The organism is Streptomyces scabichelini, assembly GCF_011045015.1.
Classification (GTDB): domain Bacteria; phylum Actinomycetota; class Actinomycetes; order Streptomycetales; family Streptomycetaceae; genus Streptomyces; species Streptomyces scabichelini.
The window spans coordinates 24697-40318 of record NZ_JAAKZY010000052.1; the positions used below are offsets into that span (position 1 = coordinate 24697).

General features: G+C 69.3%; 18 protein-coding genes and 1 pseudogene. 9 read left to right on the top strand and 10 right to left on the bottom strand.

The features are described 5' to 3' along the window. Positions 1-76: 76 nt before the first annotated feature. From G5C60_RS18335 to G5C60_RS18355, 5 genes are all read right to left on the bottom strand, one after another. Positions 77-718 (bottom strand): LytR C-terminal domain-containing protein, encoded by a 642-nt coding sequence (locus G5C60_RS18335; RefSeq protein WP_241266897.1) that lies wholly within the window; start codon positions 716-718, stop codon positions 77-79. Between the two features lie 123 nt (positions 719-841). Beyond that, entirely contained in the window at positions 842-1138 is a 297-nt protein-coding gene (locus G5C60_RS18340; protein WP_003999914.1) for a type II toxin-antitoxin system VapB family antitoxin, read from the bottom strand. Between the two features lie 109 nt (positions 1139-1247). Beyond that, positions 1248-2099, bottom strand: a complete 852-nt coding sequence (locus G5C60_RS18345) for a maleylpyruvate isomerase family mycothiol-dependent enzyme (protein ID WP_165260546.1) — start codon at positions 2097-2099, stop codon at positions 1248-1250. Between the two features lie 117 nt (positions 2100-2216). Then, positions 2217-2810, bottom strand: coding sequence for an HhH-GPD-type base excision DNA repair protein (locus G5C60_RS18350; protein ID WP_165260548.1), 594 nt, complete (start codon positions 2808-2810; stop codon positions 2217-2219). A gap of 142 nt (positions 2811-2952) precedes the next feature. Then, on the bottom strand, positions 2953-3702 hold the full coding sequence (locus G5C60_RS18355) for a siderophore-interacting protein (protein WP_165260550.1): 750 nt from the start codon (positions 3700-3702) through the stop codon (positions 2953-2955). Between the two features lie 72 nt (positions 3703-3774). Here G5C60_RS18355 and G5C60_RS18360 point away from each other — a divergent pair, with 72 nt between their 5' ends. From G5C60_RS18360 to G5C60_RS18385, 6 genes are all read left to right on the top strand, one after another. After that, a complete protein-coding gene (locus G5C60_RS18360) occupies positions 3775-6090 on the top strand; it encodes a penicillin acylase family protein (protein WP_165260552.1) in 2316 nt (771 codons plus the stop codon). Then, positions 6080-6709, top strand: a complete 630-nt coding sequence (locus tag G5C60_RS18365) for a GNAT family N-acetyltransferase (RefSeq protein ID WP_165260554.1) — start codon at positions 6080-6082, stop codon at positions 6707-6709. The genes G5C60_RS18360 and G5C60_RS18365 overlap by 11 nt, the downstream gene beginning before the upstream one ends. A gap of 70 nt (positions 6710-6779) precedes the next feature. Further along, positions 6780-7262, top strand: coding sequence for a cupin domain-containing protein (locus G5C60_RS18370; RefSeq protein ID WP_165260592.1), 483 nt, complete (start codon positions 6780-6782; stop codon positions 7260-7262). Continuing rightward, the gene (locus G5C60_RS18375) at positions 7259-8023 is read left to right on the top strand and encodes a glucose 1-dehydrogenase (RefSeq protein WP_165260556.1); all 765 of its coding nucleotides are present in this window, start codon (positions 7259-7261) and stop codon (positions 8021-8023) included. Before G5C60_RS18370 ends, G5C60_RS18375 begins: the two co-directional genes overlap by 4 nt. Before the next feature lie 225 nt (positions 8024-8248). Next, positions 8249-10264, top strand: a complete 2016-nt coding sequence (locus G5C60_RS18380) for a copper resistance CopC/CopD family protein (RefSeq protein WP_206439682.1) — start codon at positions 8249-8251, stop codon at positions 10262-10264. Positions 10265-10389: 125 nt separating this feature from the next. Next, on the top strand, positions 10390-10731 hold the full coding sequence (locus G5C60_RS18385) for a MerR family transcriptional regulator (RefSeq protein WP_165260558.1): 342 nt from the start codon (positions 10390-10392) through the stop codon (positions 10729-10731). A gap of 59 nt (positions 10732-10790) precedes the next feature. Here the strand turns inward: G5C60_RS18385 and G5C60_RS18390 are convergent, their stop codons facing one another. Continuing rightward, positions 10791-11153, bottom strand: a complete 363-nt coding sequence (locus tag G5C60_RS18390; protein ID WP_165260560.1) for an STAS domain-containing protein — start codon at positions 11151-11153, stop codon at positions 10791-10793. Between the two features lie 22 nt (positions 11154-11175). Next, on the bottom strand, positions 11176-11604 hold the full coding sequence (locus G5C60_RS18395; protein WP_165260562.1) for an Hsp20/alpha crystallin family protein: 429 nt from the start codon (positions 11602-11604) through the stop codon (positions 11176-11178). 369 nt (positions 11605-11973) lie between these two features. Between G5C60_RS18395 and grpE the strand changes: the two genes are divergently transcribed. Then, positions 11974-12270, top strand: a complete 297-nt coding sequence (gene grpE, locus G5C60_RS18400; protein WP_338145858.1) for a nucleotide exchange factor GrpE — start codon at positions 11974-11976, stop codon at positions 12268-12270. Between the two features lie 24 nt (positions 12271-12294). On the opposite strand, the gene G5C60_RS18405 is transcribed toward grpE, so the two are convergent. Both G5C60_RS18405 and G5C60_RS18410 read right to left on the bottom strand, forming a co-directional pair. Continuing rightward, entirely contained in the window at positions 12295-12672 is a 378-nt protein-coding gene (locus G5C60_RS18405; protein ID WP_165260564.1) for a hypothetical protein, read from the bottom strand. 117 nt (positions 12673-12789) lie between these two features. Next, positions 12790-13026, bottom strand: a pseudogene (locus G5C60_RS18410) (ABC transporter permease); the annotation flags it as partial. On the opposite strand from G5C60_RS18410, the gene G5C60_RS18415 reads away from it, so the two are divergent. Next, a complete protein-coding gene (locus tag G5C60_RS18415) occupies positions 12959-13354 on the top strand; it encodes an ATP-binding protein (protein WP_241266898.1) in 396 nt (131 codons plus the stop codon). The pseudogene G5C60_RS18410 and the gene G5C60_RS18415 overlap by 68 nt on opposite strands. A gap of 176 nt (positions 13355-13530) precedes the next feature. Here G5C60_RS18415 and G5C60_RS18420 read toward each other — a convergent pair whose 3' ends face one another. Beyond that, on the bottom strand, positions 13531-14214 hold the full coding sequence (locus G5C60_RS18420) for a HEAT repeat domain-containing protein (protein ID WP_165260568.1): 684 nt from the start codon (positions 14212-14214) through the stop codon (positions 13531-13533). Between the two features lie 757 nt (positions 14215-14971). On the opposite strand from G5C60_RS18420, the gene G5C60_RS18425 reads away from it, so the two are divergent. Continuing rightward, entirely contained in the window at positions 14972-15622 is a 651-nt protein-coding gene (locus tag G5C60_RS18425) for an HAD family hydrolase (RefSeq protein ID WP_165260570.1), read from the top strand.

The following is a 15622-nucleotide window of genomic DNA, read 5'->3' on the forward strand; positions in this document are numbered from 1 at the left end:
TCATACGGCCGACCCTCATACGGCTCGTCAGCAGTTCTTCCCAGCAGTTGTTCTCAGCAGTTGTTCTCAGCGGTTCTCAGCAGTTGTTCTTCGTCTGTGAGGGCGTCGGCGCGGGCCTGGCCAGTGTGGTCAGGGCCTTGTCGGCGTCCGCCTTCTTCGCCAGCTGCTTGAAGCCGTTGCCGATGATGAGGTCGATCTCGGCGGGCTTCGGGCGGGCGTCGGTCTTCAGCTGAGCGCCGGCCAACTGGGTCTGGAGCACGGGGAGCGCGGCGCTGCCGGCCGCCTCGGCGCCGAGCAGTATTCCGGGACCCTTGACCTTCTTGTCGTACTCCTTCGTCGCGTTGCCCACCGTGCCGATCTTGAAGCCGCGCTTCTTGAGCTCGTCCGCGGTGTTCTTGGCGAGGCCGCTGCGGGGGGTGGCGTTGAGGACGTTCACGGTGATCTGGCCGGGCCTGGGGAGGGACTTGACCGGCTGTGTCGCGGACGGTGACGGAGAGGCCGCGCAGTCCGCCGCCGAGCCCGCGGCCGTGGCCTTGCCGCCGCCCGTGAACACGTCGATGAGCTGCATCGTTCCCCAGCCGAGCAGACCGATGACAGCGACCGAGGCGATGACCGCGAACACGAGCCTGCGGCGCCCCCGGTTTCTGCGCATCCGCGGGAACTTGTCCCCCGTGATCTTGTACTGGCCGCCCATGCCAGGGGGAGTCAGCATGCTCATGGGCGCAGCGTAGTGCGCCTGGGTGGCAATGCCTACTAGACGATCATTGCCTGATGCTCAGTCCAACCCGAAAGGCCCAACGGGGAATCCGCGCCCGTCGACCTTCTCGGCCCCTGGGCCCGCTCAGTCGAGTTCGAGGACGCGGGCGTGCAGCACCTGGCGCTGCTGGAGGGCGGCGCGGACGGCTCTGTGCAGGCCGTCCTCCAGGTACAGATCGCCCTGCCACTTCACGACGTGCGCGAAGAGGTCGCCGTAGAACGTCGAGTCCTCGGCGAGCAGTGTTTCCAGGTCGAGCTGCCCCTTGGTCGTCACCAGCTGATCGAGGCGGACCGGGCGCGGCGCGACGTCCGCCCACTGCCGGGTGCTTTCCCGGCCGTGGTCGGGGTACGGCCGGCCGTTTCCGATGCGCTTGAAGATCACACGGAAAGCCTACCGGTCATGACCTTCCGGGCGCAGCCATGACGGCGTAGTCGCCCCTGGAAAACACGCCGTAAAGCCGAGCAAAACGGTAATTCCGTGGGGGCCGGCACTACGCGACCACCGCGAGGAGCGTGGTCGCGGCCGTGGTCAGAGACTCGTCTCCGGCCAGTGCGGAGTGGCGTCGGGCCTGTTCGGGGAGGATGCCCCGGGTGGCGAGCCGCCACAGCGTGTCCTGGGGCATCGAGACATGCGCCGCGGCCTCCACGCCGGGCGCGTCGGGCGCGTCGGGCGCCTCGGGATACCAGCGGTCCGCGCCGCGGGCGATCCACCATGTGCCGCCCGCGGGGCCGGTGACGTCGAAACGCACGGTGGTCCCCCGCGGCCTGTCCACGGTGCGGAGTGTGTGCGGCAGAGCGCGCATGAACGTGTCGATCACCGGACCGAGCAGATCCGGGGCGTCGGCGCCGGGACGGCCCACGGCATCGCGGATCTGTTGCTGGTGCACCCAGAACTCGGTGTACTCGCGGGCGATGTCCAGCCAGGCGGGACTTGGCTCGTCGGTGGACGCCCACGACACGTCGAGACCGGCGGGCGCGTCGAGCCGGGCGGCAGCCCAGACCTCGTCGAGCTGCGGGCCGAGGTGAGCGAGCAGTTCGGTCAGCAGGCGTGGGCTGCACTGGCGAGTCGCCTCGACGAAGACGCCGTTGACGCGCGCCAGGTGGGCGGGCAGCGTCTCGTCGTCGGCGAACTTCGCACCGCCGTGTCCGTCCCGGATGCCCGAGAGGCGGCGCATGTAGTCGTTGAGGACATGGCCGACCACATCGTGTACGTCCCAGCCCGGACAGACGGTCGGCCGCTCCCAGTCCTCGGCCTCCAGCGAGCCGAGCAGGTCGAGCAACGCCCGCCGCTCACGTACGAACAAGGGACGGGTGTCGATGGCGGGCCCGAACGAGGTCGTCATACGGGCGAAGCTAGGGGGTCGAAACAGCCCGGCGAAAATGTATTTCCGCCCGTACGGCCCGTACGGGGCGAGGGCGGGCGCCGCGTGAACCCGGTGATCGTTCCCCTCAGACGCTCTCTACTTGCCGGAGGCCTTCGCCGCCTTGGCCGCCGCCTTCATCTCCTGCTTGTGCGCCCGTACCTGCGCCAGCGACTCAGGACCGGTGATGTCGGCGACCGAGCGGAACGACTCCGGCTCGCCGTACGCGCCGGCGGCCTCGCGCCAGCCCTCCGGCCGTACGCCGAGTTGTTTGCCCAGCAGGGCGAGGAAGATCTGGGCCTTCTGGGTGCCGAAGCCGGGGAGGGCCTTGAGGCGCTTGAGGAGTTCCGCACCGCTGTCCACGTCCTCCCACAGCGCGGCCGCGTTTCCGTCGTAGTGCTCCACGAGGTACTGGCACAGCTGCTGGATCCGTTTGGCCATCGAACCGGGGTAGCGGTGCACTGCCGGTTTGGTGGAGAGGATCGCGGCGAAGGCGTCGGGGTCGTACGCCGCGATCTCGTGCGCGTCGAGATCGTCCGCGCCCATCCGCTGGGCGATCGCGTACGGGCCCGCGAACGCCCACTCCATCGGAATCTGCTGGTCCAGCAGCATCCCGACCAGCGCGGCCAGCGGACTGCGCCCGAGGAGTTCGTCGGCGTCGGGCTGCTGAGCGAGGTGAAGGGTCACGTCCATACCCTGATGATCGCTCCGTGCGCCTCCGTGCGCCCCTTCACGCCCACGATGGCGCTCCGCTGGAAACTCGGTTCGAAGCTGCGGGTCCGTCGTGGCTGGTCGCGCCCCGCGGCGGAGCCGCATATGTCACAGCCCCGCGCCCCTAAGGGGCGCGGGACCCTTCCCGCCAGTACCCCAAGGCGTGCACTCGCTGCTTCGGCACCGACATCTCCTTGCGGACGTACGCGGCGAGCGATCGCGTCGTCGCCGTGTCCGAGGCGATCCAGACGTACGTCTCTGCCGGGTCCCTGTCCTTGAGGAGGCCGGGGAGGGTCGCGCGTACCTGGGAGACGAGTTCGGCCCCGGAGCCCACCCGCGGCACCGTACGCAGGTCGTGACGGGACGGGTCCAGGCGCAGCGGAAGCCCGTCGAGCGTGTCGTACGGCGTCTCGAACCACACCGTGGCGGGGGCCGAACCGACCGCGTCCATGAGGGAGTTGAGCGCGGGCAGCGACGCCGGGTCGCCGATCGCGAAGACGTGCGAGGGCGCGGGCTCGGGCCATTGGAAGCCCGTGCCCTGGACCGTCGCCTCGATGGTGTCCCCGGGCTTCGCCGCCCGCGCCCAGTCACTGGCGCACCCGTCGTGGAGTGCGAACTCAAGGCCGAAGGTGCCGGCCGCCGGATCCGGGTCGACGAGCGTGTACGCACGCTGATGCGGCTTGCCCGCGTTGTCGAACCACAGCCGTACCCACATCGTGGGGTGGACGCCGGTCGCGGCGAGCATGCCGCCGTCGGTGAGGTGGATCCGCCGGTAGTGCTCGGTGACCTGCTCGGACCCCGTGACCGTGAACACGAAGTCCTTGCCCCGCAGGAGCTTGAGGACCGCGCCCTCCCAGCCGTGACCCTGCGCCATGGCGTCCACCCTCCGTACGACTCTGATCCGGTCGTAGTTAGGCTAGCCTAACCTAATAGCTGTGGAGGAACTGTGGACGCTGGGAAGCCCCCGAGGAACGCCGGGAAGCGCCCGAGCCCGGGAGTCCCGGGAAACCCGGGAACCTATCGCGACGCCTGGGGGATCCCGCACCTGCGGGCGGACAGCGCGCACGAGCTGGCCTTCGCGCAGGGACGCAACGCCGCCGTCGACCGCGCCTGGCAGATCGAGTTCGAGCGACACCGGTCGCAGGGCACTTCGGCCGCGTTCCTCGGCGCCGACGCCGTCCCCTGGGACCGGTTCGCGAGACAGGCCCGGCTCGACGACACCGCGAGACGCTGTTTCGCGGCCCTGGAGAGACGCGACCCCGAGACGGCCGCCTGGGTCCGGGCGTACGTGGACGGGGTCAACGAGGGCCTGACCGCAGGGGCGCGCCGCAGCCCCGAGTTCGCGAGGGTCGGCCTCGCGCCCGGCCGCTGGGAGCCGTGGACCCCGCTGGGCGTCTGGCTCGGCGCTCACATCCTCTTCGCCGGCTTTCCCGCCAAACTGTGGCGGGAGGAGGTCGTACGGCGGCTGGGTGCGGAGGCGGTCGGGCTGTTCGCCGCCGACGGGCCCGGCACCTCCGGCAGCAACGGCTGGCTCGTCACCGGCGAGCGCACTACCACCGGGCAGCCGGTCATCGCGGGCGATCCCCACCGCTTCATCGAGGCCCCCGGCATCTATCAGCAAGTCCACCTGTCCTGCCCGGAGTTCGACGTCGTCGGCCTCGCCGTGCCGGGCGTCCCCGGCCTTGCCCACTTCGGGCACACGGGCACGGTGGCGTGGGCGATCACCAATGCGATGGCCGACTACCAGGACCTGTACCGGGAGCGGCTGCGCAGGACCGGGGAGTACGGGGAACACGGAGGGTTCGGGGAGCGCGAAGAGCCCGGGGAGCAGGTGGAGGCGCTCGGCCCGGACGGGGAGTGGCGGCCCGTGCTCCGGCACGTGGAGCTGGTCGAGGTGGCCGGTGGCGACCCCGTCGAGGTCGAGGTCGTCGAGACCGACCGCGGCCCCGTCATCATCGACGGCGCGATCGGTGCCGCAATCGGTGGCGCGGTCGACGGCGCACTCGGCGGCAAGGACGGCGGCAAGGACGACGAGGGGCCCGTCAGCCTCCGCTATCCACCCCGCGTCACCGAAGACCTCGGGTTCAGTGCGCTCCTCCCCCTCCTCCGCGCCCGCCGAGTCGCCGACGTGGACCGGGCGTTCGACGACTGGGCCGAGCCCGTCAACGTCGTCCTGGCCGCCGACACCGAGGGCGGCCTGCTGCACCGGGTGGCGGGCCGGGTGCCGCTGCGGGGCCGGCAGAACGGGGTCCGGATCGTGTCCGCCTGGGAGCCCGGCCACGCGTGGCGCGGCTGGTACGCGCCCATGCCGCGCGGCACCGTCGACGACGGCATCGCCGTGATGGCGAACCAGCGCGGCCCCGCCACCCCGCTGGGCGTCGAGTTCGCCGCACCGCACCGGGCCGCGCGCCTGCGCCATCTCCTGGAGGAGAGGAAGGACTGGTCCACCGAGGACATGGGCGCCCTCCACACGGACACCCATCTCGCCTCCGCCCAGCCCCTGCTGGACCAGGTCACCGCCCTCGACGGCCTCACCCCGGACGCCGCCGCCCTGCGCGACCGGCTCCTGCGCTGGGACCGCCACATGGAGTCCGACAGCACGGAGGCGGCGACGTACGCGGCCCTCCGCAGCGCCGTCGTACGACGCCTCGCCGCGCACCCGGCACTGGCCTGTCTCACCGACCCTCCGCCCTACCCGGAGGTCCTCCGCCCCTGGCTCGACCTCGTTCCCCGCGTCGGTTACGCCCTCGAAAACCTCCTCACCGCGCAGGAGCTGTACGGGATCGACCGCGCCGAAGTCGTACGCGCGGCCGTGGAAGAGGTGGCCGCGGAAGAGAAGGCCGTGGAAGAGACGGCCGCGGACGCCCCGAAACGCACCTGGGGCGACACACACCGCCTCGCCGCCTGGCGCGCGCTCCCGGACCCGGCGGCGTACGACGACGAGGACGAACAGGAAGACGAGCAGGAAGACGACCAAGGAGACGACCAGGAACCCGCCCTTTCCGGCGATCACGACTGTGTCCTGTGCACCTCCGCCGTCCCCGGCATCACCGACCGGGCCGCGCGCGGCCCCGCCGCCCGCTACGTATGGGACGTCGCGCGCCGGGAGAACAGCCTCTGGGTGGTCCCGTTCGGAGCGTCGGGCGTCCCGGGCTCACCGCACGAGCGGGACCAGCTCCCCCTGTGGCTCACGGGAGACCTCGCCCCCGTGATCACCGACTTCGATCAGCTGACCAGGGAGAAGGAGAACGATGACGACTGAGCCGTACGGGAAGGGCCGTCGGCCTGTGCACGAGCAGGTCGTCGGCGGACTCGGCACGGTCCGCGTCCTGCCTGTCGAGCCGAAGGCCGACCTGGACGTGATCCATGGGTGGGTGACCGCGGAGCGGGCCCGGTTCTGGGGCATGGGCGGGTTCAGCAAGGAGCAGGTCCTGGAGACGTACGAGCATCTGGACTCGCTGGACACGCACCACGCGTTTCTCGCGGTCCTGGACGGTGTGCCGGCCGCGCTCTTCCAGACGTACGAACCGGAGGCCGACCGGGTCAGCGAGTGCTACGAGCCCGAGCCGGGTGACATCGGCGTCCACCTGCTCATAGGTCCCGTTCGGCGAGGGGAGCGGACTGGCTACTCATCCGGCCTCATCAACGCCTTCACCACGTTTGTGCTGCGCGGGCTCGGCAGGTCGCGTGTCGTCGTCGAGCCGGATGTGCGCAATGTGAAGGCGATTGAACGTCTGGTCCGGCAGGGCTTTGAGCTCGGGCCCGAGATCGTGCTGCCTGCGGTTGATCTGCCTGAGGTGTACCTGCCGGAGAAGCGGGCGCGGCTCGCCTTCCTCGTCCGAGGACCCGTCAGGGGACCCGTCAGAGGAAAGAGGTTCTGAACGCCCCCTCACGGGGCGCGTGATGCATCAGTGACTCCTGTTAGGGCAAGGTGGGCCTGTGGCTTATGACATCACTCCTGAAGACCTTGTCGCGCACTACCAGTTGGAGCCGATTCCCAAGGAGGGCGGGCGTTTCCGGGAGACCTGGGCGGGACCCGAGCGTGCCGACGGCCGGCCCGAGGGAACCGCGATCGTCGTGCTGCTGACCTCCGAACCGGAGGACTTCTCGGCGATGCACCGGCTTCCCACCGACGAGATCTGGCACTTCTACCTCGGCGATCCGCTGGAGATGCTGCTGCTCGACCCGGACGGTACGTCCCGCACGATCGTCCTCGGCCCGGATGTGCTCGGTGGGAAGCAGCACATCCAGTACACCGTGCCCGCGGGCACCTGGATGGGCGCGCGGGTCGTACCGGGCGGCGCCTGGTCGTTCTTCGGGTGCACGATGGCGCCCGGGTTCACGTTCGGCGGGTACGAGCACGGGGACGCGGCCGAGCTGACCGCCCGCTACCCGGCGGAGGCGGCGCGGATCGCCGAGCTGAGCCGACCGTGAACGGGCTGCTCGCGGGACAGGTGGCGCTGGTGACCGGGGCCTCCGGTGGCATCGGGCGGGGGATCGCGCTGCGGTTCGCCGAGGCGGGGGCGGCGGTGGCCGTTCACCACCGTACGGACGAGGAGGGGGCCCGCGAAGTCGTCGCTCTCATCGAGGACTCGGGCGGCAGCGCGATCGCCCTGCACGCCGATCTCTCCGTCGAGGCCGAGTGTCACCGTCTGGTGCGCGAGGCGGCGGACTGGGGCGGCGGCACCCTGACGGCACTGGTCGACAACGCGGGCGTACAGCCGGTCCAGGAACTGCCCGGCATGACCGTGGCCGACTGGCGGGCGGTGGTCGACACGAACCTGTCGAGCGTGTTCGCCTGCACGCAGGCAGCCACCGAAGTGATGCGGGAGGGCAACGGCGGGAGCATCACCCACATCGCCTCCATCGAGGCCACGCACCCCGCCCCGCTGCACGCCCACTACTCCGCGTCCAAGGCGGCCGTCGTCATGCACGCACGGTCGGCGGCCCTGGAGTACGGTCCGTACGGCATCCGCGTCAACACCGTCTCGCCGGGCCTGATCGACCGCGCCGGACTGGCGGAGGCATGGCCGGACGGCGTACAGCGCTGGCAACAGGCCGTTCCCACCGGCCGCCTTGGCCGCCCGGAGGACGTCGGGGACGCCTGCGTGTTCCTCGCCTCCCCGATGGCCTCGTGGATCACGGGGCACGACCTGGTCGTGGACGGCGGGGTGTCGGCGCGACCGACCTGGTGAGGCCGGGCGGCTCCGTCCGTGCGCGGCGTTGAGTCCGTCCGTGCGCGGTGTTGAGCAGGATGCCGCGTACGTTCGTATCCCCACGCGGGGCCGGATGCCGGGCGGCCGGATACGCGGGGCAGCCGGATGCCCCGGGGTGTCCGGCCGCCCGAGGCATCCGGATGCGCGGGGAACGGATACGCGGGGAGACGGAGAGGGAGAGGCAACGTGGGCCGAATACCGCGGATGGCGGCGCCGCGCCGGGCGGTGGCCTTCGTCGTGCTGCTGGGCACGCTGTTCCTGCTGGGCGGCGCCGGAACCGCCTCCGCGCATTCCTCCGTGCGCGACACCGACCCCCGCGAGGGGACCGTCCTCAAGACCGCCCCCAAACAGGTCACCATGACCTTCACCGAGTCGGTCGGACTCTCCGACGACTCGATCCGGGTCCTCAGCCCCGACAACCGCCGCATGAACGCGGGTGACACGGAACACGCGGCCGGCCGCTCCGACACCGCGCGCGTACGGCTCCAGGACGACCTGCCCGAGGGCACCTTCACCGTGGCCTGGCGGGTGGTCTCGGCGGACAGCCACCCCATCTCGGGCGCGTTCACGTTCTCCGTCGGCGCACCCTCCGAGACCACCGCGAGCGTCTCCGCCGACCCCGCCGTGAACCCCGCCTCCGGTGCGCTCTACGACATCGCCCGGTACGCCGCGTACAGCGCCGTGGCCCTGCTCATCGGCGCGGCCACCTTCGTCCTCGCCTGCCGCCCGCCCACCACCGCACCCCTCCGGAAGCTCTTCCGCATCGGCTGGTGGACCCTGCTCCTGTCCACGGTCGCGCTGCTGTTCCTGCGCGGCCCGTACGCCCGCGGAACCGGCCCCTCGACGGCCTTCGACCCCTCCCTCCTCCAGAACACGTTGAGCGGCAGGCCGGGGTGGGCGCTGCTGGCGAGGCTGGTGCTGGCCGGGGTGGCGGCGATCTTCCTCCTACGACTGGACGGACGACTGGGAGGCCTCGGATACCGGCGGGAGGAGTACCCGAAGCCCGCCGTCCTCGCGTCGGGCGGCCTCCTCGCCGTGGCCCTGACGGGAACGTGGGCCGCCGCCGAGCACGCGTCCGCGGGGATCCAGGTCCCCCTGGCGATGGTCTCCTCCGTACTGCATCTGCTGGCGATGGCGGTCTGGCTGGGCGGCCTCGCCGCGCTGCTCGCCACGCTCCACCGTCCCGAAATCCCGCTCCCGGCCTCGTCGGTGGCCCGCTTCTCCCGGCTCGCGTTCACTTCGGTGACGGTCCTGGTGGCCACGGGTGTCTACCAGTCCTGGCGGGGGCTCGGCTCCTGGGACGCGCTCACCGGTACGTCGTACGGCCGGATCCTGATCGCCAAGGTGTGTGCGGTGGTGCTGTTGCTGGGGGCGGCGGCGTATTCGCGTCGCTGGACGACGGGACTGCTCGCGGCCGAAGAGCCGGTGTTCCGGGTACGGGAGCTGGAGACGGTCGGAGCGACTACGGGTGGCGGTGCCGGTGCCTCCGCGGGCACGGGGTCGGCGTCCGAACCTGACGAGTCCGGTGGCTCCGGTGGGGCCGGTGGGTCTATTGGGTCTGCTGGGTCTATTGGGGCGAATGGGTCTAATAGGTCGAATGGATCCACCGGGTCTAATGAGCTCAATGAGTTCGATCAGCTCAATGCCGTTGGGGCCAGTGGGTCCGTTGGGTCCGGCAATCCGGACGAGCCCGTCAAGGCGCCGTCCCATCACCAGACCCATCACCAGTCCCATCACCAAACCCTGCGTCGCTCGGTGCTGGCCGAAGTCCTCGTGGGTGTCGCGGTGTTGGTGATCACGACGATCCTCACCGGCACCCAGCCGGGCCGGGCCGCCACCGAGACCCCGGCCGCGGCGACCGCGCCGGCCGGTCAGCCCCCGACGTCGGCGACCCTGATTCCCTTCGACGTCGGCACCCCCAACGGCCGGGGCAAGGTACAGATCGTCCTGGAACCGGGCCGCGTGAACGAGAACACGGTCCAGGCGCTGGTCCTGGGCCCCGACGGAGGCGTCGCCACGGTCCCCGAAATCCGCCTCACCTTCACCCTGGCCTCCGAGAAGATCGGCCCCATCGACGCCGAACTCACCGACCAGGGCGGCTATTGGGGCACGAACTCCCTCAACCTCCCGCGCCCCGGCACCTGGACCATGAAGGTCACGGTCCGCACGTCGGAGATCGACCAGGTGACGGAGTCCAGGAAGGTGCAGATCGCGCCGTGAGTCCGACCGGCGGCGGCCGGGCTCAGGTGCTTCCGGTCCGCCGGACCTGTTCTGGAGCAAGCAGGAAATCTGTACGGTGAGAAAGAGGTTGAGGTCGGACCGACCGAGGAGCCAAGGAGTCGAGGATGGCTTCCCTCTCCATCGACGATGCCGATGCCGCGCTCTACACGATCGGCCAGGTCGCCGAGATGCTGGACGTACAGGTCGCGTTCCTGCGACGGCTGGACGCCCAGGGCGTGGTCGTACCGGCCCGCTCCGCAGGCGGCCAACGCCGCTACTCGCGACGCGAGATCGACCGGGTGGCCGAGGTGATGACCCTGACGGCAGAGGGCGTCTCGGTCGCCGGAGTACGCCAGGTACTCGCCCTACGGGACCGAGTAGAGGCCCTGGAGGACGACTTGGCCGAGGCCCGGGCGAGGTCCTCCGGACGAGAACGGGATCTCGACGACGGGCCCGCGCCCCTTTAGGGGCGCGGGGAACTGCGCGACCAGCCACAACCGGCCCGCAGCCTTCGAACGACCCGCATTCATCCCGCCTTACCCGCGGAGCGAACCGCCGCGTCGAGCGTGGGATGCACCGGCAACGCATGAGCAAGACCACTGATCCGCAGGATCCGCAGAACACGGCCCTCGGGGCAGACCAGCCGCAGCTCACCCCCGCCATCGTGCAGCAGGGTGCGAATGGCCGCGAGGGCGCTGAGCCCGTCGACGTCGCAGTAGGACAGCTCGGACAGGTCAGCGATCACGTGCAGGGGATGAGCCTTCTCCCCGATCATGGAGATCACGCCGTCGCGCAGCTCCGGGACACTCTCGCTGTCGAGGATCCCTCTGACCTCCGTCACGATCCAGTCGTTCTGCCGGCGCGACGCCAGAAACAGCGTCATGGCCATTCGCTCCCCGCGTTCGACGGTGTCACGTGGTGATCTGCTTCGCCCCCTGCTCGCCCCGGCTGATCTCGATCCGGCGCGGCTTGGCCTCCTTCGCCACCGGGATGCGCAGCGTGAGCACACCGGCGTTGTAGTCGGCGCTGACCTTCTCCAGATCGAGGGACTCACCCAGGAACAGCTGACGGCTGAAGACTCCGTGCGGGCGCTCGTTGACCAGCAGGTCGGCGTCCTTGGCGTCCGGAGCCGGGCGTTCGGCCCGTACGGTCAGGAGGTTGCGCTCCACGTTCAGGTCGACGGTGTCCGGGTCGACGCCGGGCAGATCGAAGTGGACAACGAAGGAATCGCCCGTCTGGTAGGCGTCGATCGGCATGACGGCCGGCCTGGCGAGGGTGCCGAACATCTGCTGGGTGAGCCGGTCGAATTCCCGGAAGGGGTCCGTACGCATGAGGACCATCGTTCAACTCCCTTCGCCTGGCGGTGTCTGTCCCTCCGGGCTCCGGGAGCCCGGAGTGCCTTCAAGAATTCCTATACCCCGCCTGCCCGCCCTTGACAAGAGGAAGCTCAAGTTTTATTCAGACAAGTGAGCAGGTTAGGCCCAAACCCGCAGCGTGCGAGGAGGTGGGGGCGGTGCAGAGGCGGGGCGTCACCGGCACCGCGCGGGATCTGGGCCGCGGAGCGCGGAGCTGGAGCGCCCGGTGCAGGAGCGCACCACCGACCTCCAGCGGGTGAAGGCCGAGTACGACAACTACCGCAAGCGAGTACGGCGGGACCGCCTGGCGTACGGGAGATCGCGGCGGCCAACGTCCTGCGCGCCCTCCTGCCGGTGCTGGACGCCGTCGACCGCACGCGCAAGTACGAGCCCCTGACACCCGGCCTGAAGGACATCGCCGACACGCTGGAGACCCAGCACGGTTCGCTGGGGCTTGAGTCGTTCGGGGAGGAGGGCGACCCGTTCGAGCCCACGCGGCACGAAGCCATACGGCACTACATCTCGCTGGACGTGGACCGCCTGACTTGCACGGAGATCCTCTGCCCCGGCTACCGGCTCGGCGACCGCCTGCTGCGTCCCGCCTATGTGGAGGTCACGGGGTCGGGCGGATCGGGGCCGGGCGGATCCTGAACGAACATGCGCAGCCACGCACGCTCAGCGCTGCCGCGCCCGGGCCTGCTCGTCCCGGCGGCGTCGGATCGCCTGGGCGACAGATTCGGGGTCGGGTACGGAGACGGCCAGGCGGGCGAACGGCGCGGACGGCCAGAGGTCCACGAGCACCACGGGAAGGTCCGCGCGTACCGCGACATAGTCCCGGCCGCCCGCGTGCTGCCACTCGCCCAGGCAGTACCGGCCCGGACTGCACCGGCCGGGCCGCGCACTGCCGCGCAGAGCGCGCCACCAGGTCGGTTCGACCCGTACGTCCTTGACGGCCGTCAGCGGTACGCGGAGCTCGCGGCGCCGGGCGAGGAGCCTCTCCCGTCCGCTCAGGCGGACGACGACGTCCTCTCGGTCGACGACCAGCCGGGCCATCGAAGTCACCTCCTCCGACAGCTTGCGTCCGTCTTCCGAGTACCCCTCCTCCGGCGGTGGCTGCGAATGGCTTCGAGAACGCGGGCACGGTCATCTCGGTCGACTTGGTCGGCTCGGTCAGCTCGCGGCCAGCGCCTCCGTAGGGGCCAGCCGGGCGGCCCGTACCGCCGGATAGAAGCCCGCCAGGCCGCCGATGACCAGCGTGGCGGCGACTCCGCCGGCCATCGCCCACACCGGTACGACGGTGGGCCAGCCCTGGTAGGACGCGTAACCGATGGTGACACCGATGCCCAGCAGTACTCCGCCGACACCGCCCAGCGCGGACAGCAGGATCGACTCGCACAGGAACTCGACCGCTCCCTGGAACCCGACCGACAACGCCCTGCGCCACAACATCCTCGGCGGCTGGCTCCGCATCTCCACGGGCATGGAGGCCGGCCAACCGATCCTCCACGTCTCCAACAGCGGCCCAGACATCCCCTACGAGCACATCGACACCCTGCTCCGCCCCTTCCAACGCCTGGAATCCCGCACCGGCACCCGCGAGGGCCACGGCCTGGGCCTCTCCATCGTCACCGCCATCGCCACGGCCCACGACGCCGAACTGACGGCGTGGCCGGGCCCCGAGGGCGGCCTGTCCGTCGCGGTGACGTTCCCTGCGGGGCGGGGACCGGCTGACTGAGCAGGCATTCGCTCTGTTCGGTTGTACTGGGCGGTCTGCCGCACTCTTCTTGACCGAAAGGCGTATCGACTCGCTCCCAGGTGGGCGCCGAGGCTCGTATCCCGTGCGTGCTCTCTGGCTGCCTGCGCTTCACCCCCGCACTCGGTGCTGATCGCTCTCTTCCCGCAGAAGGACGGCTAGCTTTCGGCTGAGCGCAGCATCCGCAGCACCTTGTTTCGTACGTCTGGGTTGGTCTCCGTAGATGCCAGACTGCTCAGGTCGCTCGCGAACATCGGAACAAGATCCGGGCACCTCTGCAGCGCCTCGACCGCTCGATACCGGACTCGCGAGCGTGAATCACCGAGCAAGATGCGCAGCGCTGAGTGGATTTTCGGGTCATCTCGCGCCTGAAGCGATGACTGCATGTGAGCTCCAAGTGCAATTGCGGCTCCCACGCGCTGTCCCGGCTCTTGGGAACGCGCAAAGGTGAGCACATCTTCTAATTCGAGTGAATTTGCCACCTGGGTAATTTCCTCTGCTACCTCTTGTCGCACATTCAGTGGCGTACCGTAGAAGCCAGAAGAAAGGGCGCGAAACTGCTCTTGAGCGATCCTGTGTGCTGTCTCTTTCACGGATTGGCGAAGCTGGTCAGTGTCGGCCGAATCTGCCTGATGGGCGAGGTTCTCAATCTCTCTCTGGGTTTCTCGAAATTTTGCCCTGAGTTCGATTCCGAATACTGATGCTGAAAGTTCTTCTCCTTCGCTGGACGCGCGGTTCAGGAAATCTCTGATGCTCCCTCTGAACAGCAATAGCGCGAAAACAAGCAGAGTCGGCCAAACGAGAGCCTGCAGGTAGTCAAGAGCTAACTTAGCTATGTTCATTTGACCTGGCACTTCCCCCCGTGACCGTCCGTGCAGACCCGTGCCCGTGCGTGCAGCGAACCACGGTCGATGGAAACTGACCAGACCAACGTGAACGCAGCCCGGCTCTGCCACGACGGGTGGGGTCGCCAGGGGCGGATGTGCCCCCTTGTTGACTCCTGTTAGGCGTGACACCGCCGTATCTGTCAGGGCTGCAGGAGACCGCCTCCTGCTCCGAACTGCCGCAGACGTGTAAGAGATTGGCGAAGCGGCGATCTCAGCTTGGGAAGCTTGTGATTGAGCGAGCGGAGGCACTACTGACCTGCGGCGGAGCGACGTCGGCGGCCAATGGGCCGTCGACTGGTTTCCCCGGTGTTCCTCGTATTTCTCCGCACGATCTGGCACGGCCGGCTGGGCGACCACAGACACAAGGCCATTGGCAGTGGCACGCGTGAGATTCCGCGCCAGAGGTGATCCAGGTCGATGTTCTCGCTGAGGAACACGACGGCCACGGGGGTAGCCGGATATCCGGATATGGGGCCTGGATCTGTCGTGATATACCCGGCGCGGCAACCAGCCCACTTCGTGAGGTTCAGCTCTGTCTTGGGGTTCGTGCCCGTTCTGCCGTGCGGCCTTGTTGCGTTCGTAGTCGATCTCCGAGTAGCCGCAGACTTCGCGGCTGTGTTGGGGAGACAAGTGTTGCAACTACCCTTTGAGCGCGCCGACACGGTGCGCAATAACGGACCAACTCATCGACTCCCTCCCATAGCATGCAAGCATGATCAAACCCATTGAACTCGTGATATTTGACTGTGACGGCGTTCTGGTGGACAGCGAGCGCATCGCGGTACGCGTGGACGCGTGGAGTCTGGCGTTGCTCGGCTGGCCGCTCAGCGAGGCCGAGATCGTCGAGCGCTTTGTAGGCCGCTCACACGCCGACATGATCGCCGAGGTCGAGAAGCACCTCGGCCACCGGCTCCGGGACGGATGGGAGGCGGAGCAGCACCGGCTGTATCACCAGGCCATGGAAGCCGAACTCGCCGCTGTTGACGGCGTGGTGGAAGCTCTCGACCAGATCCAGTTGCCCACCTGCGTAGCCTCCAGCAGCACCCATGACGGTCTTCGCCACACCCTGGGTCTGACCGGGCTGTACCCGCGCTTTGAAGGACGCATCTACAGCGCGGCGGAAGTGGCCCACGGCAAGCCGGCACCCGACCTCTTCCTCCACGCGGCACGGCAGATGGGATTCGATCCCGAGGTCTGCGCCGTGGTCGAGGACAGCCGCTACGGTGTGCAGGCCGCCCGCGCCGCCGGCATGCGGGTGTTCGGCTACTGCGGCGGGCTCACGCCGGCAGAGTGGCTGCACGGACCGGACACAGTGGTCTTTGACGACATGCGTGAGCTGCCGGCTCTCCTCGCCCAGACGTGA

Coding starts and splice junctions, on each gene's coding strand:
- G5C60_RS18405 (WP_165260564.1), bottom strand. CDS start 12,672: ATGGCCCGGCTGGTCGTCGACCGAGAGGACGTCGTCGTCCGCCTGAGC.
- G5C60_RS18380 (WP_206439682.1), top strand. CDS start 8,249: ATGGCGGCGCCGCGCCGGGCGGTGGCCTTCGTCGTGCTGCTGGGCACG.
- G5C60_RS18415 (WP_241266898.1), top strand. CDS start 12,959: ATGCCCAGCAGTACTCCGCCGACACCGCCCAGCGCGGACAGCAGGATC.
- G5C60_RS18385 (WP_165260558.1), top strand. CDS start 10,390: ATGGCTTCCCTCTCCATCGACGATGCCGATGCCGCGCTCTACACGATC.
- G5C60_RS18335 (WP_241266897.1), bottom strand. CDS start 718: ATGAGCATGCTGACTCCCCCTGGCATGGGCGGCCAGTACAAGATCACG.
- G5C60_RS18420 (WP_165260568.1), bottom strand. CDS start 14,214: ATGAACATAGCTAAGTTAGCTCTTGACTACCTGCAGGCTCTCGTTTGG.
- G5C60_RS18355 (WP_165260550.1), bottom strand. CDS start 3,702: ATGGCGCAGGGTCACGGCTGGGAGGGCGCGGTCCTCAAGCTCCTGCGG.
- G5C60_RS18345 (WP_165260546.1), bottom strand. CDS start 2,099: ATGACGACCTCGTTCGGGCCCGCCATCGACACCCGTCCCTTGTTCGTA.
- G5C60_RS18395 (WP_165260562.1), bottom strand. CDS start 11,604: ATGGTCCTCATGCGTACGGACCCCTTCCGGGAATTCGACCGGCTCACC.
- G5C60_RS18365 (WP_165260554.1), top strand. CDS start 6,080: ATGACGACTGAGCCGTACGGGAAGGGCCGTCGGCCTGTGCACGAGCAG.
- G5C60_RS18425 (WP_165260570.1), top strand. CDS start 14,972: ATGATCAAACCCATTGAACTCGTGATATTTGACTGTGACGGCGTTCTG.
- G5C60_RS18390 (WP_165260560.1), bottom strand. CDS start 11,153: ATGGCCATGACGCTGTTTCTGGCGTCGCGCCGGCAGAACGACTGGATC.
- G5C60_RS18350 (WP_165260548.1), bottom strand. CDS start 2,810: ATGGACGTGACCCTTCACCTCGCTCAGCAGCCCGACGCCGACGAACTC.